Genomic DNA, 25,057 nt, shown 5'->3' on the forward strand with positions numbered 1-25,057 from the left:
CGCGGCCGGGATCGCGTCAGCGGTTGAGGATCTCCTCGGTCTGACCGGGTGTCAGGACCGGAGTCGACGCGGCCTCGGTGCGAAACCACTCGATGGTGCGCTGCAGCCCGGTCTCCACGGGCACCTGCGGTGACCAGCCGAGCAGGCGCTGCGCCTTCGTCGTGTCGGGGCGACGGACCGACGGATCGTCCGTGGGGCGCTCGATGAACTCGAGTGTCGAGGATGACCCCGCCAGCTCGATGATCCACTGCGCGAGGTCGCGCATCGAGATCTCGTGCGGGTTGCCGATGTTGACCGGGCCGGGGTCGTGCGTCTCGAGCAGCATCGCGAGGATGGCCGCGACGAGGTCGTCGACGTAGCAGATGGACCGCGTCTGATCACCGTCGCCACTGACCGTGACCGGCTCACCGGCGAGGGCCTGGCGGACGAAGTTCGGGATGGCGCGACCGTCGTTGGGCCGCATGCGCGGGCCGAACGTGTTGAAGATGCGCACGATGCCGGCATCGACCCCGCGCGCCTTGCGGTAAGCGAGCACGAGCGCTTCCGCATATCGCTTGGCCTCGTCGTAGACGCCGCGCGGGCCGACCGGGTTGACATGACCCCAATACGTCTCGGGCTGCGGGTGCACCTGAGGGTCGCCGTACACCTCGGACGTCGAGGCGAACACGAGCCGGGCGCCCTTGCGCGCCGCGAGTTCGAGCGCGTTCTGCGTGCCCTGCGAACCGGCGCGCAGCGTCTCGATCGGCAGCTTCAGGTAGTCGACCGGTGAAGCCGCCGACGCGAAGTGGAGGATGCCGTCGACGTCACCGCCGACGTCGAAGGGCTCCGTCACGTCGTGCTCGATCAGCTCGAAACGACCTGAAGCCTCCAGCTGCGTGACGTTCGCGCGGCGCCCGGTCACGAGGTTGTCGACGGCGACGACCTCGTGACCGCGTGCGACGAGCGTCTCGGACAGGTGAGAGCCGAGGAAGCCCGCACCTCCCGTGATGACGATCCGCATGCTCAGTACTGACCCCGCTCATCGGCGGAGTGCGCGCCACGCGAGTGCGGGTGGTCACCGAACACGAGCGTGGAGTCGTCGTCGTGGCGCACCTCGTCGACCTCGCGCTCGTCACGGCGCTCATGGCGGGCGGCGCGACGCTCACGGCCGGCACGCAGCGAGACGAACAGGCCGAGCAGCAGCGCGAACAGACCGAGCAGACCGAGCAGCAGCGGAGCCCACAGGCGCAGGATCTTGAGCTGGCTCGACTTCGTCTTGTAGTCGTCGACGTTCTTCTTGATCGTCTCGTCGGTCATCGTCGAGGTGGTGAGCATCGCGTCGACGGGCTTCGCGTTCGGCACCTCGAGCGTCTGGTGCTGCTTCTCCTGCAGCTTCATCATGACGCCCGTCTCCGGCTCGACCCACACCGTGCGGTCGTTCGTGTAGTACCGGTCGGCGAGCTTCGAACCCTTGGGCAGACCGAAGACCTCACCCGGGACGTCCATCGTCGTGAACTTCGTCTTCGGGATCGTCTGCGTGAACTTGTACGTCTTCAGACCCTTGATGTCCTCAGAACCCGCGTACTTCATCGGGAAGGCCTTGCCGAGCGTCGAGTCCCAGTAGCGGTAGGTCTTGTTCTTGTCGACCTGGAACGGGAACTTGATCGTCTGGCCCTCGTAGTTGGTGGGCTTGCCGTCGAGCATGTTGCCGCTCCACTTGACGGCCTCACCCGAGGACTTGTCGACGGCGTACTGCTGCGTCGAGGCATCCATCGGCGGCGACGCCGTCTGGCCCTTGTCGTTGACGTTGTCCGTCGTCTGCCACTGGTCGATGACGATGACGTCGCGGCCGAGCTCCTTGGAGGCCTTCTTCGTCATCTCCTTGTTGGCGACGACGGTCGCCTTCGTGATGATCTTGCCCGACCCCGGCTTGACCGTGTCGGCGTCGAAGTAGCTGGCGTGATCGTCGGTGACCGTCTGCTGGGTATTCTGATCACTCGGGATCACGGCCAGCTTCGGGTACGCGTAGAACCGCATCAGGAGCGCCAACGTCAGGAAGAACGCACCGAATCCGATCATGACTGCGGCTTTGCGCACGGGAGAGCCTCCTAGGCAGGGACTGGAACTTACGCGACGGTAACACCTGCAGCAGGGGCAATGTGACCGGTTTCACCAACGAGATGGAATTGTGCCCGTTTCGTCATCGACGAGCGAATCGACCACGCCGGCGAGCCCGATCGTCGGCTCGCATCGCATGAACGCCACCCGCGCGGCTGTGGCGGCTGCGGCATCCGTCTCGGCGTCACCGACCATGACGCTGCGCTCGCGCGACACGTGCGGATTCTCGTCGAACAGCGCGCACAGCAGGCCGGGCGCCGGCTTGCGGCACACGCAGGTGTCGGCCGCGTGCGGGCAGAGGCGGACGTCGTCGATGCGGCCGCCGGCGGCCTCGACCTCGGCGATCAGCCGGGCGTTGACGGCGCTCAGCTGCGCCCACGTCAGCCGTCCCGTCGCGAGGCCCTGCTGGTTGGTGACGACGACGATCGCGCAGCCCGCAGCACTCAGGCGCGCCACCGCGTCGACGGCCCCCGGCAGGAGCGCGAAGTCGTCGGGCGTGCGATACCCGGGGGCGAGGGCGTTGAGTGTGCCGTCACGATCGAGCAGGACGACGTCGTACGGGGCGCCGGCCCCGGGACGCGGCAGGCGCGTGTGGGTGCGTCCGCTCGGATCGGGGCTCACGCGCCGGGCTGGCTGAGATCGTCGACGGCCTCGCACCACGCGTGCGCCCACAGCATGTGGACCTCCTGGATGCGCGGCGTCTCGTGCGAGGGCACGACGAGGAGGTGGTCGACGTCGTCGCGCAGGTGCTCTCCCCCGGCGCCCGTCATCGCGATCGTCGTGATCCCGAGCTCGCGCGCTGCGGCCAGGGACGCGACGATGTTGGGGCTGCGTCCGCTCGTCGACATCGCGACGTAGACGTCGCCCGCGCGCCCGAGGCCGCGCACGCCGCGGACGAACACCTGCTCGTAGCCGTAGTCGTTGCCGATGGCCGTGACCGACGACAAGCTCTCGGCGAGGTTGATCGCCGGCAGCGGCGCACGGTCGTGGACGCACTTGCCGAGGAACTCCGCGGCGACGTGCGAGGCGATCGCCGCGGAGCCGCCGTTGCCGGCGACGAGGATCTTGTGTCCGCCGGTGAGCGCGTTCGTCACCGCCTCCCCCGCGGCGACGACCTGCGCGTGCAGCGCCGCCTCGCGCACGGCGTCGACGAGCTGCACCCACGCGGCGATACCGGCGTCGAGACGTGAGGTGAGCGCGGGCGAGGCCGCGCCGTCGGCCAGGGTGTGGATGGGGTGCTCCATCAGCTCTGCCCCCTCCACGTCGTGACGCCGTCATGGCTGAAGATCGGCTCGCTCACCGTGAGGCCGAGGTCGATGAGCTGCTGGGCGACGATGTGACGGCGCTCGAACTCGCAGATGAACACCATGTGGCCGCCGCCGCCGGCACCCGTCACCTTGCCGCCGAGCGCGCCGTGGTCGAGGGCGCGGCGCATCGCCTCGTCGATGAGCGGCGTCGTGATGCGCGACGACATCTTCTGCTTCTCGCGCCACGCCTCCCCGAGCAGCCGGCCGATCGTGTCGACCTCGCCGCGCACGAGCGCGATCTTCATCCGCTCGGCGAGTTCCTTCTGCGCCCGCAACCCCTCGAGGGCCTCGGCGTTGCCCGTCTCGTAGCGGCTGCGTTGATCCTCGATGATGTGGTCGCTCACCCGCGTCCGTCCGGTGAACGCCAACAACATGTTGTGCTCGAGCTCGTGGACGGTGGCGCTGCGCACGCGCAGCGGGTTGACGACGACCTGGTCGGCGGTGAACTCGATGAAGTTGAACCCGCCGAACGCTGCGGCGTACTGATCCTGCGAACCGCCGGGAATGCCGAGATCCTCGCGTTCGAGGCGATAGGCGAGTTCGGCGATCTCGTACTGCGTGAGGTCGAGGCCGCAGTGCTGCGCGACGAGGCCGATGACGGAGACCATGACGGCGCTCGAACTGCCCAGCCCCGAACCGGGGGGCGCCGCGGTGTGGAGGAACAGGTCGAACCCGCTGACGGGTAGCGCACCCGGCACCTCGCGGATGCGAGCTATCGCGGCCTTCGGCAGATCGAGCTCACCGTTGTACTCGACCGGGTCGTCGACGCCGAAACCGATCGAGTAACCGAAGTCGAGCGACTGCACTGTGATGCGGCCGTCTGTGCGCGGACGCAGCGTCGAGTACGCGAACTGGCTGAGGGTGCCTGACAGGACGCAGCCGCCCTCGCGTTCGGGGAAAGGCGCGACGTCCGTGCCACCCCCGGCGAAACTGACGCGCAGCGGCGCCCGCGCACGCAGCACCGGACGTCGGTAGTCGACGTACGCCCGACCCTCGGGCGAAGGCCCGGGAGAAGATTCGGGGGTGGATCGCGCCTCGTCGTTCATGGGCGGCTAGCCTCCATTCGATGATGCGTGCCGGACGCACGCTACCCGATGGTAGATGTGAGGGACGGCACATGCAGCGCATTCCATGGATCGATCCGCTGCGAGGCGTCGCTGCCGGGCTCGTCCTCGTCTCCCACGTCGCCTACTGGAGCGGCGGTTCGAGCATCGACGGCGTCGGGCGTCTGCTCGCCCGCGGTGACGTCGGCGTCGCCGTCTTCTTCGCCATATCGGCCTACCTGCTGACGCGTGGTGCGAGCGCGGGGGCGGCCCCGACGAGGCACTACTGGCGCAAGCGCGCCGCACGCATCCTGCCGGCCTATCTCGTCGCGCTCGCGGCGGTCGTCGTCGTCACGCTGGCGGTCGAACCGGGTGCGGTCGACGTGCGCTCGGTGCTGTCACACCTGACGCTGCTGCAGGGATACGCGGGCGAGTCGTTCCGTGGATTCACGCAGGCCTGGAGCATCACGACGGAGGTGACGTTCTACGCCCTCGTGCCGCTGATCTGCCGGTGGTTGCGCGGCTGTCGCCGTGATGGTCGCTCTCCGCTGCCGGTCCTGATGTTCGTCGCCGTCGCCGGTCTCGTCGTGCAGACACTCGCCGCCTCGAGCGGACGGGCGAACCTCGGGGCCGTCAGCACGAGCGTCATCGGACACGCCGCGTGGTTCGCCGTCGGTGTGGCGGCGGGGTGGGTGTTCACGGCCGACCCGACGACCGGCGGGTCAGGCCGCCGGGCGCGCATGGGGCTCGCGGTGCGTGAAGCGTCGCCGTCAGCACTGCTGGGATGGGCGGGCGTCACGTACGTCGCGGTGGCCACACCGCTCGGCGGGCCGATCCACCTCGAGACACCGACGCACGGGCAGGCGCTCGTCAAGGAACTCGCGTACGCGCTCATCGCGGCGTTGCTGCTCGGCGCGGCCGTCCGAGCGTCGGAAGACGAGACGTGGCCGACGCGCGCCGAGGCGCAGGCCCTGCTGAGCGGCGCGGGCGACGTCAGCTACGGCCTGTTCCTGTGGCATGTTCTCGTGCTGCAGGTGCTGTTCACGACCCTGCACCTGAGGCTGTTCCACGCGCCGTTCGCTCTCGTACTCATCGTGACGCTCGTCGTGTCACTCGCACTGGCGCGACTCAGTTGGCGCGTCGTCGAAGCACCCGCCATCCGCTGGGCACACTGCTTACCTCGAGGCTGAACACGACGAGCGCGAGCGCCGTCAGCACCTGGCCGGAGACCGCGCCGAGCGATCCGCGATCGACGACGCCGAGCGCCGCCATGATCGGGCCGACCGCGACCATGAGCGCGATGACGAGCACCCGCCGTCGACGCCGCGGCACGAAGCAAGCGACGAGGACGACGGGTATCGCCACCCATCCCAGGAGTGCCGCCGCGATGGCGGTGAGGACGGCAAGCGCGAGGGCGGCGCGGGGGCGCGAGGCCGGCACGGCAGATTCTGCGTGCGCTACGAGTGCCCGCGGTGTCTGCAGCGCGAAGTCGTCGGAGGCTGCCTGGCGGCGTATCGGCGCAGCGCGTCGCGATGACGCCGCGGCACACCACGTCGTGGCAATGAGCAGCACGAGGCACGCGAGTGCGCAGGCCGCACCGACGACGAGGCTGAGGCGGTGGAGGTGCTGCGGTGCGAAGACAAAGTGTTGTCCGTGGGCGGCGTGCTCGGCGCCCTGACGCCATCCGTCGAGGGTCACGAGGCGCGTGCTACCGGCGGTCATGCCAGATGCGGGGGTGGGCGATGCCGGGTCGAGAGCCCAACCGGCGTTGGCGCCCTGCGTCGAGGCGAGCGTCGGGTTGGCCGGCGTGTCCGTGCTCGAATCCGCACTGAGTCCGAGCTGGTCCCTGGCCGCCGCGGCGGCCGGAACAAGTGTCACACGTTCGACCTCAGGTGAAACCTTCAGGTTGGCCTCGCCGGCAGGCAGGGCCATCAACCTCGTTCTCCCTGCAGTATCGGCCCCTCCACCAGGTGTTCCGGCAGGCTGCCAGGCGCCGGATCCGGACCGCATCATGAGGGGCTCTCGCACCGATCCGGGCGCCACGCCAGCCTTGAACGTCAGCGTGACGATCATGGTCGCAGCACGCGAGACCGTGAATGCTCGCGTCCACGCACCGTCATCCTCCGACGCCAGCGCGTGACCGTCGAACCAGGGGTGCGTGCGCGTCACGACGACGCCGTTTCGGGTGCCATCGACGGTGCCCGGCAGGTGTACGACGCTGACGACGGGGCGGGTGGAGCGCACCTCGACCAGCCCGACGGCTGCATTCTTCGTGCCCGTCCCCGGCGCCGCGCGCGGGGTGACCGCGACCGCGCGCGTCCCGGCCGGCACGTCGATTCTCCAGGTGCTATCGGCGCCCTGCTGCGGCTTCACCGATCGCCCGTCGATGCGCACGTCGACGCTTGCCACCCGCGCGTCGCCCGTGGCCGCAGGGACGAGCGTCATCGTCTGAGCGGGGGCGCCGCCGTCCCACGTCACGCTCAGGGTGCCGGGCTGGTCGGCGCGCGTCAGCCAGCGCGTGGCGTCGGAGCCGTCGAACGCCGCGTCCGCAGACGTGCCCGGGCCGAGGTAGAGCGAGGCGAACGGGTCGGCGGTCGACGATGTCGCCTCGATGCGCGAGGCGCCGGTGACGCGGCGGACGCTGCTTCCTGCGTCACGGCCGGGGAAGTCGAGGTCGTGCGCGCCGACGCGCGTGGGCGCGGGGTCATCGGCGGTGAGGGCAGGCCCGAAGGCCCGTCCGACGACCTGGCCGTTGTTGTACGCGCGGCGTCGCACGTCGTCGGTGATCCACCCGTCGGCACGGCCCGTGACGAACGGGCGCCTCGCGCTGACGCCGACGCCGGCGAGCGTCAGCGTCGACTCCGGACCGCCGAGGACGGAGACCGCAGCGCCCGTAGTCGACGGTGTGGGGGCCAGGTCGAAGACGTCGTAGCGCGTGGCGCCGCTGCCGTGGACGCGATGGGCGCTCACTCCGTCGGCGTGTGTCAGGGCTGCGACGTACGCCTGCGGCGGTGACGTCTGCTGCGACGTCGAACTCCCCCAGCGCACGACGATGCGGTGCACCCCCGCCCGTGCCGCCGCCTGCACGGCCTCGCTCGCCCGTCCCCGATCACTCGCCGAACCCGGCGCGAGGGCCGTGTCGACGGCATCGACGAGCCGCTGCGCACCCGGGTGGTAGAGCGGAGCCGAGGCGCGCACGACGATGGACGACGCGGCGAACGCGGTGAGCGGTTCGTCGGTGGCGTTCCCCCAGTCCGCCTGGGCCGAGCGCGTCGACGGCAGGACGAGACTTGATCCGCCGTCGCGGGCTGCCGCGTCGTCCACGTCTCGGGCGGTGGCGACGAGCGAGGCGGGCCACGCGCGCACACCGTTCGCGTCACCGAGACGCCCGACGAGCAACGGTGCCAGCGTGCCGACGAGGACGACGGCGATGCCGACCTGCGCCGCCCACGCGCTCCGCGCGGAACGAGGACGCTTGGCACGAGGTGCGCTGCGCGCCAGCGCATCCCACGCCGCACCAACGCCGATGGCCAGGGGCAGTCTGACGAGCGGGTCGAGCTTGTGGACGTTGCGCGCCGCAGCGAGCGGGCCGTCGAGCAGATCGCGCATCAGACCGGAGAACGGGCCACTGTGCGTGCCGGCGTAGGGCAGGGCCATGCCCACGATGCCGCCCGCGAGCAGGATGACGCAGGCGACGCGGACGCGGCGCGCGGCGCGGATGACGTCATCCTGCGCGCCCCGCGAGGCACCACCGCGCGTCGTCATGAGCCCTGCGAGCGCGATGCCGGCGAGCGTCGAACCCGCGACGATGCTGAGGGTGCCCTGCGCGACGACCCACCCCGACTGCCAGACAGGGTGACCGTCGGCGTCGACGATGTAGGCGACCCAGTCGGACGCACCGCGCAGGATGGCGGGCAGCGTCGTCACGGCCGTCGTGATGCGCGCGGTCTCGATGAAGTCGAGGAACGGGTAGGCGTACCCGCCGAGGACGACGAGGGGCCCGAGCCACCAGGCGCTGCCGAGCGCGGCGCCGATCACGTACGCGTCGACGAGGCGCCACTCGCGCGTCACGACGAGCGCGAACAATCCGGCGCCGAGGACGGCGACGAGCGACGCCGTCGCGTTGACGCCGCCGAGGCACGCGACGAGCACACCGGTGGACGCGAGCAACCTGATGTGGCGGCTGCTGCGCCATCCCCACCACACGGCGAGGACGAGCCACGGCAGCAGCATGCCCGGCCACGTCTCGACGCTGAGTTCCGACAGCAGCGTCAGCACGCGTGCGCTCAGCGCGTACGCGACACCGGTGACGCAGGCCGCCCCCGCGCTCAGCCCGGCGATGCGGCGCGCGACGAGGGCCGCGCCGAGAAAGCCGACGACGAGGATGAACGACCACCACGCGCGCTGCGCCGCCCAGCCGGGCACGCCGAGCGAATGCAGGACGCCGAAGAACGGGCCCATCGGGAACAGGTAGCCGTAGGCCTGGTTCTGCAGTTCGCCGAAACCCGAGTGCGTCGACCACGCGTCGAGCGAGCGCGCGAGGTAGCGCCACGGCGAGACGACGAGGTCGACCTTCGTGTCCGGCTGGATGACGCCCAGCTGCACGAGCCACGGCACGAACGCGAGGACCAATGCGACGCGCAGCGCGAGCAGCCGTGCGCGCGTCGCGTTCATCCGCGGCGCACGAGGACGAGCAGGTTCCACGTGACGATCTCGCGCAGCCCCGGCACCCGCAGGACGGCGCGGGCGGCATCCGGCCAGTAGCGGGGACGGGCGTCGATCAGCTCACCGCCGCGCTGCTCGACCGAGCGCGCCCAGGCGAGCCCCTGCGCGACGCTCACCCGGAAAAGGCTCTCGTCGACGAGGTTCTTCGGCGGGTGGCCGTGCCGACGCTCGTAGCGTCGCGCCGCCCGTTCGCCGCCGAGCCAGTGCCACGGCGACGTCTCGTGCCCACCCCACGGGCTCAACCAGTTCGTGTACGCGAGGAACAGCACGCCCCCCGGCGCGAGCGCGTCGAGCAACGAATCGGCGACCGCTTCGGGGCGTCTCACGTGCTCCCACAGGTTCGAGCTGAACACGACGTCGAAGGTTCGTGGTGCGAACGGCAGGTGCTCCGCGTCCGCGACGACGCCGCCGTCACGCACCGAGGGGACGCTCGCGTCGGCGTCCAACGGCACATAGTGGGCGCCGGCCGCGAGGAAGGCGTCCGCGAACTCGGACGGGCCCGCGCCGACGTCGAGCACGCGCGCACCGTCGAGGTCGACGTGCTCGGCGAGGATCGCGATCGAGTCGTCGGCGAGAGCCGAGTAGAAGCGGTGCGGGTCGCTCTGCTCGACGAGGAACGCACGGAACAACCGGACGCTACGCCCGAGGCCCCGTCGCGTCGCGGCACCTGGGCGAGACGTCACTCCGGCCTCCGCGCGACGAGGTGCAGCGTCGGGCGCAGCCGGGGCACGAGCGCGCGTGCAGCGAGAGTCAGCGGCAGCGTCGCAGCGGTGAGAGCGAGCGTCGAGCGCTGCGCGAGAACCCCCTGCGGCCGCGGCGCAGGCCTTACGCGGCGGACGGCGCTCGCGGCGTCGTGGACGAGCGAATCGAGCGGCGGGCGACGGATCTCGACGTCGTCAAAGCCTGCCTCACACGCGGCGCGGATGAGGGAATCGGCGGTGAAGAAGCGCACGTGCGTCGGGTCCTCGAGCATCCACCAGCCGTCGCTCGCGAGGCGCAGGCCGGCCCAGTCGCCGGCCGGGGTGAAGAAGTGGGCGCTACCGCCGGGGCGCAGCAGTGTGTGCGTGCGGCGCAGCGTCTCGATCGGGTCGACGACGTGCTCGAGGACGTGGATGCCGTAGACGAGGTCGACGGGCGGCTCCCCCGCCGGCACCTCCTCGATGCCGCAGGCGTGCAGGCGACCGTGCGCGACGACGACGGGGTCGACGTCCCGGTCGAGCTGATCCGGGTCGGCGCCCGCGACGCGCGCCCCCGCGTCATGGAAGGCGCGCAGCAATCCCCCGGCGCCGTACCCGATCTCGAAGACCGACGCGGGCGCGCCGTCGGCGACGAGGGCACGGTGGGTCAGGCGCAGGCGGGCCGCGTCGAGGGTCGGGTCACCGCCGTAGGCATGATCGCGGTGGCGCGCGGGCGCGCGATCGAGGTCGCGACGCAGGTGCCCGCAACGGGTGCAGGCGTCGAGGACGGAGCCTCCCAGGGGCAGATCCGTGCACGGACCACCGCACACTTCGCACGCGCTCATGGAAACGGGCCACCTGCCTTCCTCGACCCCGATACTCTAACGGGCGACCCGGAAGCAGGCAGCCGAACGGCGAGGAGAGCCACAGGATGCACGACGAGCGCGACGCCGAGCTTCTGCGCGTCCTCTATCTGTCGTGGCGCGACCGCGAGAACCCCGAGGCGGGCGGCTCGGAGGTGTTCGTCGAACGCACGAGCGAGGTGATGAGCGAGCTTGGCGCCGACGTCACGATCCACACGGCTCGTTTCCCCGGCGCCGCACGCCGCACGATGCATGGGGACGTCACCGTGATTCGCGCCGGCAACCGGTTCACCTGCTACGCCGCGGGGCTGTGGCACCTCGTGCGGCACCAGCGTGACTACGACGTCGTCATCGACGTGCAGAACGGCGTGCCGTTCTGGTCGCCGCTCGTCGCGCGCATCCCCGTCGTCGCCGTCGTCCACCACGTCCACCGCGACCAGTGGGCGAGCATCTTCAGCCCGCGCCTCGCAAGGTTCGGCTGGTTGCTCGAGTCACGCGTCGCGCCGTGGGTGTACCGGCGCTGCCGCTACATCACCGTCTCGAAGGCGAGCCGCAGCGAACTCGCGAGCCTCGGCGTCGACGCCGAGCGCATCGACCTCGTCTACTCCGGCAACGACCACCCGCGCGATCTCGAATCCTACGCCGACGTGCCCCGCAGCGCCGCGCCATCGCTCACCGTCCTCGGCCGGCTCGTGCCGCACAAGCAGGTCGAGATCGCCGTCGACACCCTCGCCGAACTGCGTGAGGAGTTCCCGGGCCTGCACCTCAATGTCGTCGGCTCGGGTTATTGGCAGCCGAACATCGAGCGCCATGCCCGTGAACGCGGCGTCGAGGACGCCGTCCACTTCCACGGGTTCGTCGACGAGGCGACGAAGCACACGCTGCTCGCTTCGTCCTGGGTCGTCATGATGCCTTCCTACAAGGAGGGGTGGGGCCTGACGATCGTCGAGGCCGGCCTGCACGGCACCCCGGCCGTCGCGTTCGCGCAAGCCGGAGGGCCGAGCGAGTCGATCCAGCACGGCTCGACGGGCGCGCTCGCCTCGACGACGGCGGAGATGATCGACGACGTGCGCGTGCTGCTGTCGCGCAACGACGTGCGTGAGGCCTATGGACGCAACGCTGTGACGTACGCGCGCTCGTTCAGCTGGGAATCGGCCGGCCGCAACGTGCACCACACGCTGCTCGACGTCCTCGGCCGCGCCGAGCGCGCACCCCAGCCGCCCGACACGCCCCTGCACGTGCGACGCCTGCGCGAGCTCGTCGCCGAACGCGATGCCCGCCGCGGCGCTGCCGAGCTGAACTGACGTCATGCGCCACTCGGCGCGGGCGACCACTGAGCCCCGTCAGGGCATGCCAGAGCGGGGAACGACCGTAGAGGTCGTTCCCCGCTCTCGCCTGAGATGAGGGAGCCGGAGGCTCAGCCGTCGTAGCTGATCTTCGACTGGTACTGCTGCGGCTGGCTCGAGTTCTGCGACTGGACGAGACCCCAGATCGCGAACAGGGCGAGCAGGAAGCCGACAACGGCTCCGATGATGTTGTACATCGTCTTGTTCGTGGACGCGCCCATGGGGTTGACCGCCTTCACCTTCGCTCGTGGTCAGCCGCCGCGCCACGGGGTGGCACGACGGAGCATCGCCTGGGCGACGCGTTTGGTTCAGCTTAGCTGCTCCGGCGCGCGAGTGCATCGCTTTCGGCGCAACCGCCCGGTGCGGCTCGCACGCGCGATGACCACGCCGGCGGTGATGATGCTCGTCGCGAGGCCGAGCGCGCGCCACCACGGCGTCGCCGGGCGAGGCGTCGCACCGGGGACGGACCACGTCGTGAGGTGCGAGACCGGCGGCGCGGCGGCGAGCGGCGTCGCCCCCGCGCGGCGGACGAGATCCGCGACGGCGGCGGCGTCCGGCTGGTCGGTCTGGACGATGACGCGGCTGACGTCGGCCCGAGCCATCGCGTCACGCAATTCGTCGGCCGAGCGGTGAACGAGAGCGCGACCGACGGCGGCGGCGTGCGGGTCCTCCCCCGCGACGACCCGCACGCCAGAGCCCTGACGCACGGCCAGCGCGTCGTCGGCGATGACGCGGCCGGTGAGCAAACGGTTCCAGGGGTCGAGGACGGTGCGCTCGCCGTTCCAGGCGTAGCGACGGTAGGTCGACCAGGGCAGGACGAGCGTCGCGCCGTTGGTCCCGGCGTCGAGGTCGCGCGCGACCTGCGTCCACGGCGCCGGATAATCGACGCCGCGCCACTGTCCGCCGCGTGCCCACGCGAGGCCCGGCAGGAGCACGAGCGGGGCGACGATGCCGCCGATGAGGGCGACGGGCGCGAGGATGCTGCCGCGAGCGCGGCGCACCTCGGCGTCGATGAGCAGCCCCCAGCCGAGGGCCGCCGGGACGACCCAGAGGGCGACGAACTTCTGCCCGTCGCGCAGCAGCCCGCCGCCGGGCACGTGCAGGACGATCGCCGTCATGACGTCACGCAGCCCCGGCACGGTGCTCGCGCCCGCGAGGAACAGCCCCGTGACGGCGAGCGCCGTGATCGGCCCGCGACCGAGGCGCCGGGCGGCGATGACGCCGGCGACGCACACGAGGGCGGAGGCGAGCACGATGGGCGCTGAGCTGCGTTCGGCGAACCATGACGGCGCGTGCCAGATGCCGCCACCGCCGAGCAGGGACGTCCACACGGGCCCCGCGCCGTCGCTGCGGGCCGCGAACGCCTCGACGCCGGCCGCGTCGGCGGCGTCGCTCGGCGCGGCCGTGAGGAACGGCCACCACCACGAGGCGTTGAGGCCGACCCAGGCGAGCACCGTCCGCAACGTCGGGCGCCACCCGGCGCGCCATGCCAGCCGTCCCGCGCCGGGTGCGAACGTCACAGCGGCGAGGGCCAAGGCCACGAGGACGGCCCCCGTCGAACCGGACGCCGCCGACATGACGAGCGCGACGGCGACGCTGCGGCGGGCGTGCGTCGCATCGGCGTCGCGGTGAGCGACGCTCTCTCTGGCGCGGTCCGTGTCGATCCAGGCGTCGACTTCTCCCGCCGAATCAGCGCGGCGAGCAGTCTCGGCCTCCGCGCGGCCGGCCGCGACGCCGTCCGACGAACGTGTGCGAGCGCGGCGCGCCTCGAGCGCCCCGACGATCGCCCACACGCACGCCGCGTAGCCCCAGAGGTACCCCCAGTGGCCGATCGCGAGACGCTCGGCGACCCACGGGTTCCAGGCGAGCAGGACGCTCGCGCACACGCGCGCGAGCACCGGCGCGCGCCATCGATCGACGCCTGCGCCGAGGGCGAGGAACGCCCCGAGCAGGATGATCTTCTGCGTGATGTCCCCGGCCAGGACGAGGTCGAGCAGCGCGACGATCGCGTCGTTCGGCACCGCGCGCGGCACCTGCCCGGCCGTACCGAGCGTCGTGTCCGACAACGGCAGATGCGGGACGAACACCATGTCGTAGTGCAGCCAGAACCCGCGCGTCAGCAGCATCGGGCCGAGGATGACGGCGGCGCACACCGCGCTCGCGAGCAGCCCGGCGTGACGGCCCGCCCAGCGCGTCGCGCCCCACGCAGCCCCGTGCGTCGCTCCCCGGCCGGACGTCGTGACGGCGTCACTCGAACTCGGCAAAGGCCTCGCCCATCTTCGCGCTCTGACGGCGGATGTCGTGCTCGGCGAGCATCCGCGCGCGGTTCGCCGCCGACGCCGCACGCGCGGCCGAGTCGTCGGTGAGGAAGTGCACGAGACCCTCGGCGAGCGCGTACGCGCCCGACTCCGTCAGCAGGTTGGGTGCGCGCACGGCTTCGTCATTGGTGCCGCACGCGGTCGTGACGACGGGCAACCCGCACGCCTGCGCCTCGAGGTAGGCGAGGCCGAGCTGTTCGGTCCACTTCCACGTCGGGCGCGGCGCCGTCGTGAAGACGCGCGCGGAGCGCAGCAGCTCGGCGACGCCGTGCGCGTCGAGTGATCCGGCGCGCACGACGGCGCCCGGTTCGGCCTGCTCGGCCTCCTCGACGAGCCCCGCGAGCGGCCCGCTACCTGCGACGACGAGTTGCGCGTCGGGCACGCGCCGACGCACGAGGCGCATCGCGTCGAGGACGGTGTCGATGCCCTTGTTCGCCGCGAGCGGCGAGGTGAACACGACCCGCGGTCGGTCGGCGAGTTCGGCTGCGGGGTGGAACAGTTCGACGTCGACGCCCGGCTTGACGACGCGCACGCGCGACAGGTCGAATCCGTTGAGTTCGAGGTGGTCGCGCGCCGCGTCGACCATGCAGAGGATGAGGTCGGCGTCCCGGGTGCTCTCGAACGCCTGACGGTACGGCGGCAGCGCGTACAACGGTTGGCGCGGCAGGTTCTCCCACGTGATGACGGCCTGCCGCAGCCCCGGGCGGCGTCGGCGCCGCGCGCTGAGCTGGCCGGTGACGAGCGAGCACAGCTCGAGGCTCGCGACCCAGTCGGGGCGCGTCCGCTCGAGCTGTTCGTCGAGCCCCTGCGCCCACGCGAACGCGCCGGCCTCGATGAAGCGCGTCACGGGGCGACGGTACGTCGTCGGCATCCAGGTGAGGTCGCCGAACGGCTCCTCGCGCGCCATCGCCGTGACGTGTGTGCCCGGCATCCGCGACATCCAATACAGCTCACGGCGCGGCCGCTGATCGGGCAGCGACAGCCACAGCAGCTCGCGGGTCATCGCGCGTGATCGCGCCGTGCGCTCGCCGCGCCGAGGGCGTAGCCGACGGCCTCCATCGCGCGCATGCCGACCATGCCGACCGCGTGCAGCGGGCGACGCGCGAGGTCGTCGCGGTGCGCCCAGTACGCCGTCAGCACGTCCCGGCCCTGCTGCCCGACGGCACCGTCGTGCTCGGCCGCGAACGCAGGGATGCTGCGCCCGTAGTAATAGCGCTTGGAGAAGACGTCGCGCAGCGTGAGGCGGCCCTCGTCGTGGTCGATGATGATGGGGGCGAGCTCGATCCGCTGACCCGCGCGGCGCATCTTGAGCCGCAGATCCGCGTCCTCCGGCCCCGACATCGCGAGGTGGAACTCGCCGTCGGTGCGCATGAAGTCACGCCGCAGCAGCCGCGGGTTGTGCAACCACGGCTGGTCGAGGTAGCACTCGCGCTCCAGGGCCCGGCACGCCGTCCAGAAACCGTCGCCGATCGTGCGCTCGGGCAGCGCGACGCCGTCGGCGCCGGTGCGCTGCGCCGTGTCGAGGGCGACCTCGATCGCCCGCGGCGGCAGGATCATGTCGCTGTCGAGCCATACGATCCACGGCGTCTGCGCGGCCTCGATGCCGCGGTTGCGCTGCGCGGAACGTTCCGGCCCGCCCTCGAGGTACACATCGGCCCAGCGGCGCGCGATGTCCTTCGTCGCGTCCGTGCTGGCGTTGTCCACGACGATGAGCGTGACGCCCGGCTCGCTCTGCTCCTTGACCGAGCGCAGCGTCGCTTCGAGGGTGCGCTCGTTGTTGCGCGTGGGCACGATGACGCTGACACCACGCTCGAACATCGCGTCAGGGGTTCGCTCGTCCATCATCATCCTCGTTCTGCGATCGCCCGGTCGGTCGTGGCTGTCTTCGTGGCTGGGTCCGTGGCCGCCTCGGTGTGCGGCCCCGCGCGGTGGCTGCCGCCGCTGCGGCGTGCGGTTCGTGGCGCGTCGTGCTGACGCAACAACCCAATGAGCGCGATGACGAAGCCGGCGCCCGCGATGCGGTGCGGCCACATGTTCGCGGCGATGGCGTCGGCGCTCACCTGCCCGAGGCTCGGGTCGAGCAGGAGGAACGCCCCGACGCCTGCGAGCACGAGCAGCGCCCCCGCGACGACGAGATGACGCGAGCGCACCCGCGTCAGGCGCAGCGCCGCGACCGCGACGAGCGAGGCGACGAGGCCCGCGGCGCCGACGCCGAACGTCGCGGCGACGACGCATGCCACGTCGAGGCGCAGGTACTGAGCGTCGCTGCGCCGTGCGAGTGCGTCGGCGCGGCGCATGCTGCGCGTGTACGTCTCGCTGCGGTGCGGCACGGGCGCGCGCAGGCCGCCGCGTCGGGCGGCGACGATGACGATGGCGGCGATCGCCGCGAGCGTCAGCAGCGTGACGATCAGCGCCACGTTCGCCCAGCGCTGCGGCGCGAACCGCATCTCGACGGTGCCCTGCGCGCCGGCGGGCAGGATCCAGCCGGTGCTGTAGCCGTCGATCGTCGTCGGGGCGGGAAGCGCCTTGCCGTTGAGCGTCGCGCTCCAGCGTGCGTCGTAGCTCTGGCCGATGACGACGGCGCTCGGCGTCGCGCTCGATTCGAGGCGGATCGTCTTGTGCGTCGGCGTGTCGTCGGTGACGCGGAACGCGGGCGCCGCGGGCACGCTCGTCGCCTGCTTGCGGTTGTCGCGCAGGTCGAGGGAGTCGAGGACGAACCCTGGGGCCTGCTCGATGCGGCGATCGCCGGCGTCGAGCGTCACTGGCGTGCACGAGACCCAGCGCGTGCCTTCCTGCGAGGAGCGGGTGATCGTGTCGTCGTCGAGGCGCATCGGCACGGCGCGCCCGTCGATCGTCGCGACGTCGAGGCAGCGGTTCTTGCCGGGTGAGTCGAACGGGCCGAGGTCGGAGGTCTTCATCGACGCGCCCGTGTCGATGCGGGTGAACTCGGCGGGCGTCGCGAGCTCCGGGCCGTCGGAGGCGTCGATGACGACCCGCACGCGCGAGCCGCGGGTGCCGTCGGGCAGCGCGATGTGCGTGTCGCCGTTCTTGTTCACCGACGAGCTCGCGACCTTCTTGCCGTCGACGAGCACCGACACCTTCGTCGCCCACTGCGTGCGCTTCGCGTCGCCGAGCGTCGGTTTCTGCGTGAGGTCGACGCTGGTGATGTCGCGCGGCGCCGTCGTCAGCTGCCACCAGGCGCCCTTGGGCGAGGCTCCCCCGGGCACCCAGCCCGTGTCGCTCTTGCCGTCGGCCGCGGCCGAGGCACGGTACTGGCGTTTGTCGAACCACACGCCCGACGACGTCGCACGCACCGCGTCGCTGTACCCGGCGACCTCGTCGTAGATCTTCTCCAGGTCGTCGCCGTCGATCCGCACGCGGGCATCCCCGTTGAAGGTGCGGCCCTGCGGCAGGGAGACGACGCGGCGCAGCGCGATCTCGCTGTCGTCGGCGGCCGCGGGCGTGTTCTCGACGCGGCGCAGCAGGACGTCGAGGGGCGCGGACGAGAACGCCGAGCGGCCCGCGTCGTCGAGGCCTGTGTAGAGGCGTGTCAGCGTCGTCGGGGTGCGCGCGGCACGCGTCGCCTTTGGCCCCGGCAGGCCCAGTTCGGAGATGCCGACGAGGTTGAAGCCGTCGCCGCGGATGCTGTCGATGTGGACGCTGACGCGGTCCGCGCTCACGCCGCCCATGTGGAAGGTGGCCTTGCCCGAATCGGGGACGCGCACCGTGACGGAGCGGCCACCCGCCGTCATCGTCGCCTTGTCGATCTTGACGGGGCCGAGGTCGGGTTGGGCGATCGTGACGTCACCGAGCGTCTGGCTCGCGGGCAGGGTGAGGTCGAGGCGCTGACCGACGGCGCGGCGGAAGTCGCCGAAGCGCCAGCTCGTGTCGGGGTTGCCGTCGAACGCGTTCTCGGGCACCGCGTACGGCAGGTCGAAGAACGTGCCGCCGGAGGTGGTCGCGGTGACGAGCGTCCCGGAGCGCAGCAGCACCGTCTGATCGTCGGGCGAATCGCCGAGCGTGCGCGTCGTGCCGAGAGGGTCGCCCGCGGCGAGCAGCGCGCCGTTGCCCGCGGTGAGGCGCTGCGCGATGGCGGAGCGTCGCGCGTTCGTGTCGGTGATGACCAGGCGCCCCTTGGCCTGCAGCGCGCGCGTCAGGGCTGCGGCGTCGAGATCCTGCGCGTACTGCACGCTCGGTGACGTGCGCAGCAGCCCGGCGTTCACCATCTCGGGGAACGACCAGCCGTCACCCGCGACGACGAGGGAGTTCGCCATGCTCTGCGCCCGCACGGCCGTTCGCGGGTCACGCACGGTGTACAGCTGCACGGGGCGCAGGCTCGCCTCGTCGTACCCGGCGGGCGAGGCGACCGGCGACAGGACGTTCTGCCCGGGCTTGCCGAAGTTGCCGGAACCGAACAGGCCGGTGTCGGTGCCGATGAGGGCTTGGACGACGGCCGGGCGCGCTCCCCCGTCGTTCTCCCAGACGGTGTCGTGGCGCACGAGGACGTTGTCGGAGCCGAGGTAGCGCGCGAACGTCGACACCATGTCGCCCGACGCCGTACCGGACTGGACGGTGTCGTCGAGGGCCGCGAGGAAGTTGCCGCCGGGGGCGCTCGCGTTCGGTGTCGTCTCGGGGATGACGGCGTCGCGCTTCAGCAGGGAGTTCGTCAGGTCGTCGGGGCGCTGCACCGTCCAGCGGTACGTCGGGCGCGTCTGGCCCGGCAGGACGAGCGTCGAGGAGTGCGGGGCGCCGTCATCGGCGGCGCGGGCGGCGTCGTCCCAGTACGACGGGATGTCCATGCGCGAGATGTAGAGCCCGTTCGCCAGGGCCGGCAGCATCCAGGCGGCGACGACGATGCTCGCGAGCGCCGCGGCGATCGGCGCGAGACCGGAACGGCGGCGCACGAGACGCGTGAGATGGACGGCGCCGAACGCGAGGGCGACGGCGAACGACAGCGCGAGCAGCGCACCGATCTTGTTGGTCGTGCGGAAGGCGGCGAGCGGCGGGAACGCCAGCACGGCCTGGATGAGCCAACCCGCGGGACTCTCCGCATCGTTCTCACCCGGGAACAGCCCGACCATGACGACGGCCGCGATCGCCGCCGTCAGCGCCGCGGCGCGCCGCACCCCGGTGCGGGCCCAGCGCAGCGACACGAGCGCCAGCGCGGGCCACAGGGCCGTCAGGGCGATGACCCAGGGGCTCGTGATGTAGGCGGCGTTCTGCGGCACCCACGGTCCGGCGTCGCCGTGGCCGTACAGTGGCCACAGCCCGAGCCCGCGCAGCACCTCGGTGAACGAGGAGACCTTGTGGATGCCGTCGAGAGTTTCTGACGTGCCGACGATCTGGCTGCCGGTGGCGACGGCCGACATCGCCGGCACGAGCCAGTACAGCGACACGGCGATGACGAACAGCGCGCACTTCGCGGTGACGGCGGCGACCTCGCGCCAGGTGCGGTGCAGGTGCCAGCGCGCGACGGCGGCGATCGGGATGATGCCGAACAGCTGGAACAGCGGCACGACGGCGACGTTCATGCCGCTCATCGCGAAGAACGCGAGCCCGAACAGCGCCGGCCACGCCCAGGACGACGGCCGCTGCAGGGCGCGCAGGTAGCACAGCAGCAGCCATGGCAGGAACGCCATCGGCAGGGCGATGGCGAGCGTGTTGCCCGCGGCGATCGCGTACGGATTGGCGAGATAGAACACGGCTGCAGCGAGCCCGAGCCAGCGTGTCGAACGCGGCGCGACGGTGCGCGTCAGGCGCGCGGCACCCCAGGCCGCGACGAGCCACAGTGCGAGGTGGAAGACCTTGAACGTCCACTCCGGCGACAGCCCGATGCCGCGCAGCGCGGACAGCACGAGCAGGACGGGCACGAGCCCGACGTTGAAGTTCGCCGACCCCAGGTACGGCGACGCCGTCCACGACGACAGGTACCGGCCGACCATCTCCCACGGCGCGAGGTACACCTCGGGCTTGATGTCGGTGTTGAAGTGGCCGAGATCGTTGAGGAAGACGACGGCCGCGAGCACCACGGCGGCGACGGCACAGGCCACGGCGTAGGCATCGAGGCGTCCGCGGCGCAGGATGGGTCGTCGCACGAGCGTCCTTCCGGGCCTGGGCCGAGGGGGTTCACGGACGGTCGACCGTGAAGCACCTAATATAACCAGCAGGTAGCCCACGTCACACGGGCGTTCGGAAGAAGGGTCGTGCAGGTGAACGCCACATCCGCCGACGCGCGCCCGGCTCCGGCTCCCGACTCGACGCAGGCCACGTCGGAGGCACCGTCAGGGCGCGGCGGCGTCGTGCTGGCCGTCGCGATGGGTCTCGGCAACCTGCTCAGCTACGTCTTCGTCCTCATCCTCACGCGCGCGCTCGGGCCGGCCGGATTCGGCGCGTACTCGGCGCTCATCACCCTCGGCATCGTCCTCGTCATCCCCGCAGGCGCGCTGCAGGTCGTCATCGCGCGACGTTGGGCGCACCCGTCGCTGCGCTCGAGCGGGCTGGGGCTCGCCGCGCGGGTCGGCGTCGCGCTGAGCGTCGTCACGATGCTCGCCTCCCCCGGCATCGACGCGCTGTTCCACCTCGGCGGCCTCGCGCCGACGATCGCGATGGCGTTCATGCTCCTGCCGATGACGCTGACGGGCGCCTACCAGGGCGTCCTGCTCGGCAGCGGCGCCATCGCCCGCCTCGCCGCGCTCTACGTCGTGACGGCGGCGACCCGCGTCGCCGGCGCGCTCGGGTGCGCGGCGGCGGGCGCGAACGTCACGGAGGTCTTCGTCGTCATGGCGCTCGCCGCGTGGTGCGCCGCCGCGTTCGGTTGGTGGGCGAGCCGTGATGCGCTCGTCGGCGTCGGCGCGGGCAGCGACGGGTTGGCGCGCGAGATGTGGCGCTCCAACTCGACGCTCGCCGCGTTCACGGCGCTGACGAACGTCGACGTCGTCCTCGTGCGTCACTTCCTCGCCCCCGAGACGTCCGGCGCCTACGGCCTCGCCTCGACGTTCGCGCGCGCCATGTGCTGGGGCACGCAGTTCCTCGCGCTGCTCATCGTGCCGCGCCTCGCCGCCTCGAGCGCCTCCGCATCTCCCGCCGATTCGGGTGGCGCTGATTCGGGTGGCGTCGCGTCCGGTGACACTGCAGGCGCGGCGAACGGCGCCCGCGCGTTGTGGCGGGCCGCCGGTTTCGTCCTCGCGCTCGGCGTGGTCGGCTGCGTCGTCGGGTCGCTGCTCGACGCTGACGCCGTGGTCGCCTCCGTCGGTGGCCACGCGTTCGACGGCAACGGATCCCTCGTCATCGCGTGCCTCGCACTCGGCACCGTCTGGGCGCTCGCGCAGCTGTGGCTCTTCTCGCAGATGGCGGGCGACGACACGCGCCTCGGCATGCTGACGTGGGTCATGGTCGCCGTCGAACTCGTCGTCGGGTGGCTGTGGTGGCACGACAGCGTCTGGCAGGTCGTGACGCTCGCCGCAGCGTGCGCCGGCGTCGTCGTCGTGGCCGGCGCGTGGCGCTCGCGCAGCAGACGCGTCACGCACATCGAGGACGCCGAGGACCTGCTCGTGCTCGATCACACGAGCTGACCCCCGACGTCGTTCGACCTTCGAGGGCGGCTCGCACCGCTCGAACCGGACCAATCCGCTCAGGCTGGTCGGCCCCGTCCTACCGCCTCAGCGGGGGCCGCTTTCGCTCGGCGTGGCCCAGCAGGGCTCAGTGCTGGTCATTGCTCTTCTGGCCGTCGCTGTTTGCGCCGTCGTTCTTCGCACCGTCGTCGCCGATCTGACGCGAGCGGCCGAGCAGCACCTTCGCGACGGCGGTGATCGGCCCGGGCACGACGCCGACGGCCTTCCACATCGCCGCGTTGAGGCGGTCCTGCACCGTCGTCTGGTAGCGGCGCAGCATCTCGTCCTGACGGCTGAGGCGCTTCGCGGTGCCGGGGCGGCGACGGAAGGTCAGCGCGTGCAGGCCGTTCGCCCAGCGTGGGTCGTCGGCGTGCGCGGCGTCCCACTGCTCGACGATCTCCCAGCCCGGGTGCTGCTTGAGGAACAGCCTGTGCGCCTTCTGCACGACCGGCCACGACGCGTCGTCGATGAGGACGAGCGCCTCGTCGGCGAGCAGCGGCTCGACGGCGGCGAGCGCGAGGTAGTGCGACAGCAGCGTGTGCTCACCGTCGTAGAAGTAGACCCCGACGGGGCGATCGAGCGCGTCGGGGCGCACCATGAGCTTGAAGCAGTCACCTTCGAGCAGCGTGACGTCGGCGTCCCCGGCGTGGGTCTCGAGGTTCGTCATGAGTTCGCGTCGCGCGAGTTCGCCCGCCATGCCGAACTCCATGAAGTTCTCCATCGCGACGAACGTCTTGTCCCCGTTGCCCTGCACGGCGGCGCAGATCGAGCGGCCCTTGAACGTGCCGACCTCGAGGTAGGCCTCGTCGGCGGGCATCGTCGCGGCGGCATGGTTGAGGACGGCGAGCTCGTTGGGCGCGGTGTACCCCGCGACCTCGTCGCACAGGGCCGACCAACGCGGGTCGATCGGGTCCGACGTCGCGGGCTCACCGGCGAACAGGGCCGGCAGGTCGCGGAAGAAGGTCGAGGTGTCCATGGCGTTCCGTCCGTCGTGAGGGTCGAGAGGTGTGCGCGCGTACCGCGCGGTAACTGGTGACCATGGTCACACGTCGGGCGCACTTTCGCATGCGGTGTTCGCCAACTCCCGCGCCGCCCCGCCCGAGGCGAACCTCACCGTGCGGCGCCCGCGCGTTGCACCTGCGGCGCGAGCCACGTCCAGATCATCGCGGCGCCGCGCGGGGTGAAGTGCAGCGTGTCCTCGTAGAGGCTCACCCCGTTGATGACGGAGCGGTACCCGGCGCTGCACGTCTGGGCGTGCAGGTCGGCGAGCGCCGCATCGGGGTGATGCTTCACCCACGCCGCGATGACGCCGTTCGCCCAGTCGACGGCGGCGTCGTTCGAGCCCTGCTCGGCGAAGAAGCGCAACGACGGATCGAGTCGAACCGGGTCGATGCGTCGGCACGGGAGATTGACGACGACCGTGCGCTCGACGCCTGCGGCGCGGGCTCGCTGCGCCCACGAGTCGAGGGCCAGCTCGATCGACTTCGCGCCCTGCGGCGTCTGCGGCGCGGCGAGCACGCCGTCAAGGCGGTGCGTCGTGAGGAAGTGGGCGTCACCGACGATGACGAGGGTGCGCGCGTGCGCGTCGCGCAACTGCTTCTCGACGCCCGCGCGCCAGCTCGCGCAGCGCGTGGACTCGGCGACGTCCTGGCCGTCGTGGCTGATCGGCGCGGGCACGAGGTCGCAGCCGATCATCGTCGCGTCGCTCATCGACAGGTCGGTGTAGACCGACGGCGAAAAACCCTGCGCGAGTGAGGAACCCACGCTGTCGCCCACGATGCCGGCGTCCTGGTGCGCGCCCGTGCGGTACGCGGGCGTCCCCGCGACGAGCGGCGGCACGTCCGTCGGCACGCCGGGTGCGCTCGTGCGGGCCTGGGCGGCGCTCGCCACCGCGAGCACCCCCGACGCGCCGATGGCGAGGGCCCGGCGACGGCTGCGTCGCAGGTGCGGCCACATGCCACGCAACCCGTCCTGCAGGATCGGCGCCTCGAGGGAGCGGAAGCTCACGACCGCGAGCGCGAACGTCACGACGAACTGGAGGAACCCGAGCGCGGGCTGCGGCACGTCGGGGCGCAGCCACAGGTGCACCGGCCAGTGGTAGAGGTAGAGGCCGTAGGAGATCTGTCCGACGAAGGCCAGCGGCCGCCAGCCGAAGACGCGGTTGATGGCGAGGCCGCGCGGGTCGATGCTCGACCAGCCCATGAGCGAGGCGCCAAGCGCGAACAGCAGCACGCCGCCCTTCGCGTAGACCCACTCGGTCTGCGCGTCGAGCAGGAATACCGCGCTGATCGACACGATCGTGCCGAGGATGCCGAGGGTCTGTGTCACCTCGCGCGATGGCAGGCGCGGCCCCCGTCCGTCGGCGCCGACGCCGAAGGCGAACCCGAACGCGACACCGACGAGCAGCGCCTGCACGCGGGTGTCGGTGCCGTAGTAAAGGCGCGCCTGATCCTCGAACGAGGCGAGCCCGAGGTGCGCCGTCCACCACGCACTCAGGCAGGCGAGCGCCATGACGAGGGTGAAGCGCAGGCGGCGCGAGCGCGTGAGTGCGCAGATCGCGAGGATGAGGAACGGGATGACGACGTAGAACTGCTCCTCGACAGACAGCGTCCAGGCGTGACGCAGCGGCGACGGGTTGCCGATCTGGTCGAAGTAGCTGTCGCTCCGGCCGATCAACCTCCAGTTGAGGTAGAAGCCCAGGGTGGCGAGTGCGTCGCCGCCGAACTGCTTCTGCTGGGCGGGTTGCTCGAGGAAGGCGGTGTGCGTCAGAACTGCGGCGACGAGGACGAACATCGCCGGCAGCACGCGCCGCGCGCGACGCAGGTAGAAGCGGCGCACGTCGATGCGACCGGTGCGCTGACGTTCCTTGATGAGGATGCGCGCGATGAGGAAGCCGGAGAACACGAAGAAGTGGTTGATGCCCACCCAGCCGCCGACGAGGCCCGTCGCGCCGAAGTGATACGCGATGACGAGCAGGACGAACAGGCCGCGGTAGCCGTCCATGGCCGCGTAACGATCGGTGCGGGGACGCTCGACACGGCTCCCGCGCGAGCGTGCGGATGTGCTCATCG

General features: G+C 71.5%; 18 protein-coding genes. 3 read left to right on the forward strand and 15 right to left on the reverse strand.

The features are described 5' to 3' along the window. Positions 1–16: 16 nt before the first annotated feature. The 5 genes from EDC82_RS07645 to EDC82_RS07665 form a co-directional block, all read right to left on the reverse strand. Positions 17–1,000, reverse strand: coding sequence for a UDP-glucuronic acid decarboxylase family protein (locus tag EDC82_RS07645; protein WP_131941079.1), 984 nt, complete (start codon positions 998–1,000; stop codon positions 17–19). Positions 1,001–1,002: 2 nt separating this feature from the next. Continuing rightward, the gene (locus EDC82_RS07650) at positions 1,003–2,076 is read right to left on the reverse strand and encodes a DUF3068 domain-containing protein (RefSeq protein ID WP_074039404.1); all 1,074 of its coding nucleotides are present in this window, start codon (positions 2,074–2,076) and stop codon (positions 1,003–1,005) included. Positions 2,077–2,148: 72 nt separating this feature from the next. Beyond that, positions 2,149–2,718, reverse strand: coding sequence for an HAD-IIIA family hydrolase (locus EDC82_RS07655; protein ID WP_006943304.1), 570 nt, complete (start codon positions 2,716–2,718; stop codon positions 2,149–2,151). Next, positions 2,715–3,341 (reverse strand): SIS domain-containing protein, encoded by a 627-nt coding sequence (locus EDC82_RS07660; protein WP_115296177.1) that lies wholly within the window; start codon positions 3,339–3,341, stop codon positions 2,715–2,717. Before EDC82_RS07660 ends, EDC82_RS07655 begins: the two co-directional genes overlap by 4 nt. Beyond that, positions 3,341–4,450 carry a GHMP kinase gene (locus EDC82_RS07665; RefSeq protein ID WP_006943302.1) on the reverse strand — a complete coding sequence of 370 codons (1,110 nt, stop codon included), beginning with the start codon at positions 4,448–4,450 and terminating at the stop codon, positions 3,341–3,343. Before EDC82_RS07665 ends, EDC82_RS07660 begins: the two co-directional genes overlap by 1 nt. Before the next feature lie 71 nt (positions 4,451–4,521). On the opposite strand from EDC82_RS07665, the gene EDC82_RS07670 reads away from it, so the two are divergent. After that, positions 4,522–5,637, forward strand: a complete 1,116-nt coding sequence (locus tag EDC82_RS07670) for an acyltransferase (RefSeq protein WP_062258378.1) — start codon at positions 4,522–4,524, stop codon at positions 5,635–5,637. Here the strand turns inward: EDC82_RS07670 and EDC82_RS07675 are convergent. Genes EDC82_RS07675 through EDC82_RS07685 form a run of 3 tightly spaced genes read right to left on the reverse strand, consistent with a single transcriptional unit; the run spans position 5,576 to position 10,694 of the window. Next, entirely contained in the window at positions 5,576–9,121 is a 3,546-nt protein-coding gene (locus EDC82_RS07675) for an alpha-(1->3)-arabinofuranosyltransferase family protein (RefSeq protein ID WP_131941081.1), read from the reverse strand. The two genes, EDC82_RS07670 and EDC82_RS07675, sit on opposite strands and share 62 nt — an antisense overlap. Beyond that, on the reverse strand, positions 9,118–9,855 hold the full coding sequence (locus tag EDC82_RS07680) for a bifunctional 2-polyprenyl-6-hydroxyphenol methylase/3-demethylubiquinol 3-O-methyltransferase UbiG (protein WP_006943303.1): 738 nt from the start codon (positions 9,853–9,855) through the stop codon (positions 9,118–9,120). Before EDC82_RS07680 ends, EDC82_RS07675 begins: the two co-directional genes overlap by 4 nt. Beyond that, entirely contained in the window at positions 9,852–10,694 is an 843-nt protein-coding gene (locus EDC82_RS07685; protein ID WP_074039408.1) for a class I SAM-dependent methyltransferase, read from the reverse strand. The genes EDC82_RS07680 and EDC82_RS07685 overlap by 4 nt, the downstream gene beginning before the upstream one ends. Positions 10,695–10,780: 86 nt before the next feature. Here EDC82_RS07685 and EDC82_RS07690 point away from each other — a divergent pair, with 86 nt between their 5' ends. Next, positions 10,781–12,016 carry a glycosyltransferase family 4 protein gene (locus EDC82_RS07690; protein WP_131941083.1) on the forward strand — a complete coding sequence of 412 codons (1,236 nt, stop codon included), beginning with the start codon at positions 10,781–10,783 and terminating at the stop codon, positions 12,014–12,016. 113 nt (positions 12,017–12,129) lie between these two features. Here the strand turns inward: EDC82_RS07690 and EDC82_RS14525 are convergent, their stop codons facing one another. The 5 genes from EDC82_RS14525 to EDC82_RS07710 form a co-directional block, all read right to left on the reverse strand. Continuing rightward, positions 12,130–12,279 (reverse strand): hypothetical protein, encoded by a 150-nt coding sequence (locus EDC82_RS14525; protein WP_156444985.1) that lies wholly within the window; start codon positions 12,277–12,279, stop codon positions 12,130–12,132. An 87-nt stretch (positions 12,280–12,366) separates the two neighbouring features. After that, positions 12,367–14,322 (reverse strand): hypothetical protein, encoded by a 1,956-nt coding sequence (locus EDC82_RS07695; protein WP_115296175.1) that lies wholly within the window; start codon positions 14,320–14,322, stop codon positions 12,367–12,369. Beyond that, positions 14,306–15,379, reverse strand: a complete 1,074-nt coding sequence (locus EDC82_RS07700; RefSeq protein ID WP_062258205.1) for a glycosyltransferase family 4 protein — start codon at positions 15,377–15,379, stop codon at positions 14,306–14,308. The genes EDC82_RS07695 and EDC82_RS07700 overlap by 17 nt, the downstream gene beginning before the upstream one ends. Further along, positions 15,376–16,218: a glycosyltransferase family 2 protein gene (locus EDC82_RS07705; protein WP_062258203.1), complete on the reverse strand. Its 843-nt coding sequence runs from the start codon at positions 16,216–16,218 to the stop codon at positions 15,376–15,378. Before EDC82_RS07705 ends, EDC82_RS07700 begins: the two co-directional genes overlap by 4 nt. Before the next feature lie 2 nt (positions 16,219–16,220). Next, the gene (locus EDC82_RS07710; RefSeq protein ID WP_131941085.1) at positions 16,221–20,471 is read right to left on the reverse strand and encodes an alpha-(1->3)-arabinofuranosyltransferase family protein; all 4,251 of its coding nucleotides are present in this window, start codon (positions 20,469–20,471) and stop codon (positions 16,221–16,223) included. 114 nt (positions 20,472–20,585) lie between these two features. Between EDC82_RS07710 and EDC82_RS07715 the strand changes: the two genes are divergently transcribed. Next, positions 20,586–21,947 carry a lipopolysaccharide biosynthesis protein gene (locus tag EDC82_RS07715; RefSeq protein ID WP_131941088.1) on the forward strand — a complete coding sequence of 454 codons (1,362 nt, stop codon included), beginning with the start codon at positions 20,586–20,588 and terminating at the stop codon, positions 21,945–21,947. A 127-nt stretch (positions 21,948–22,074) separates the two neighbouring features. Here EDC82_RS07715 and EDC82_RS07720 read toward each other — a convergent pair whose 3' ends face one another. Continuing rightward, complete coding sequence (locus EDC82_RS07720) at positions 22,075–22,962, reverse strand: class I SAM-dependent methyltransferase (protein ID WP_074039414.1); 888 nt, start codon at positions 22,960–22,962, stop codon at positions 22,075–22,077. 134 nt (positions 22,963–23,096) lie between these two features. Continuing rightward, positions 23,097–25,055, reverse strand: a complete 1,959-nt coding sequence (locus EDC82_RS07725; RefSeq protein ID WP_131941090.1) for an acyltransferase family protein — start codon at positions 25,053–25,055, stop codon at positions 23,097–23,099. Positions 25,056–25,057: the final 2 nt, after the last annotated feature.

The sequence above is a fragment of the Dermacoccus sp. SAI-028 genome, from assembly GCF_004346775.1.
Classification (GTDB): domain Bacteria; phylum Actinomycetota; class Actinomycetes; order Actinomycetales; family Dermatophilaceae; genus Dermacoccus; species Dermacoccus nishinomiyaensis.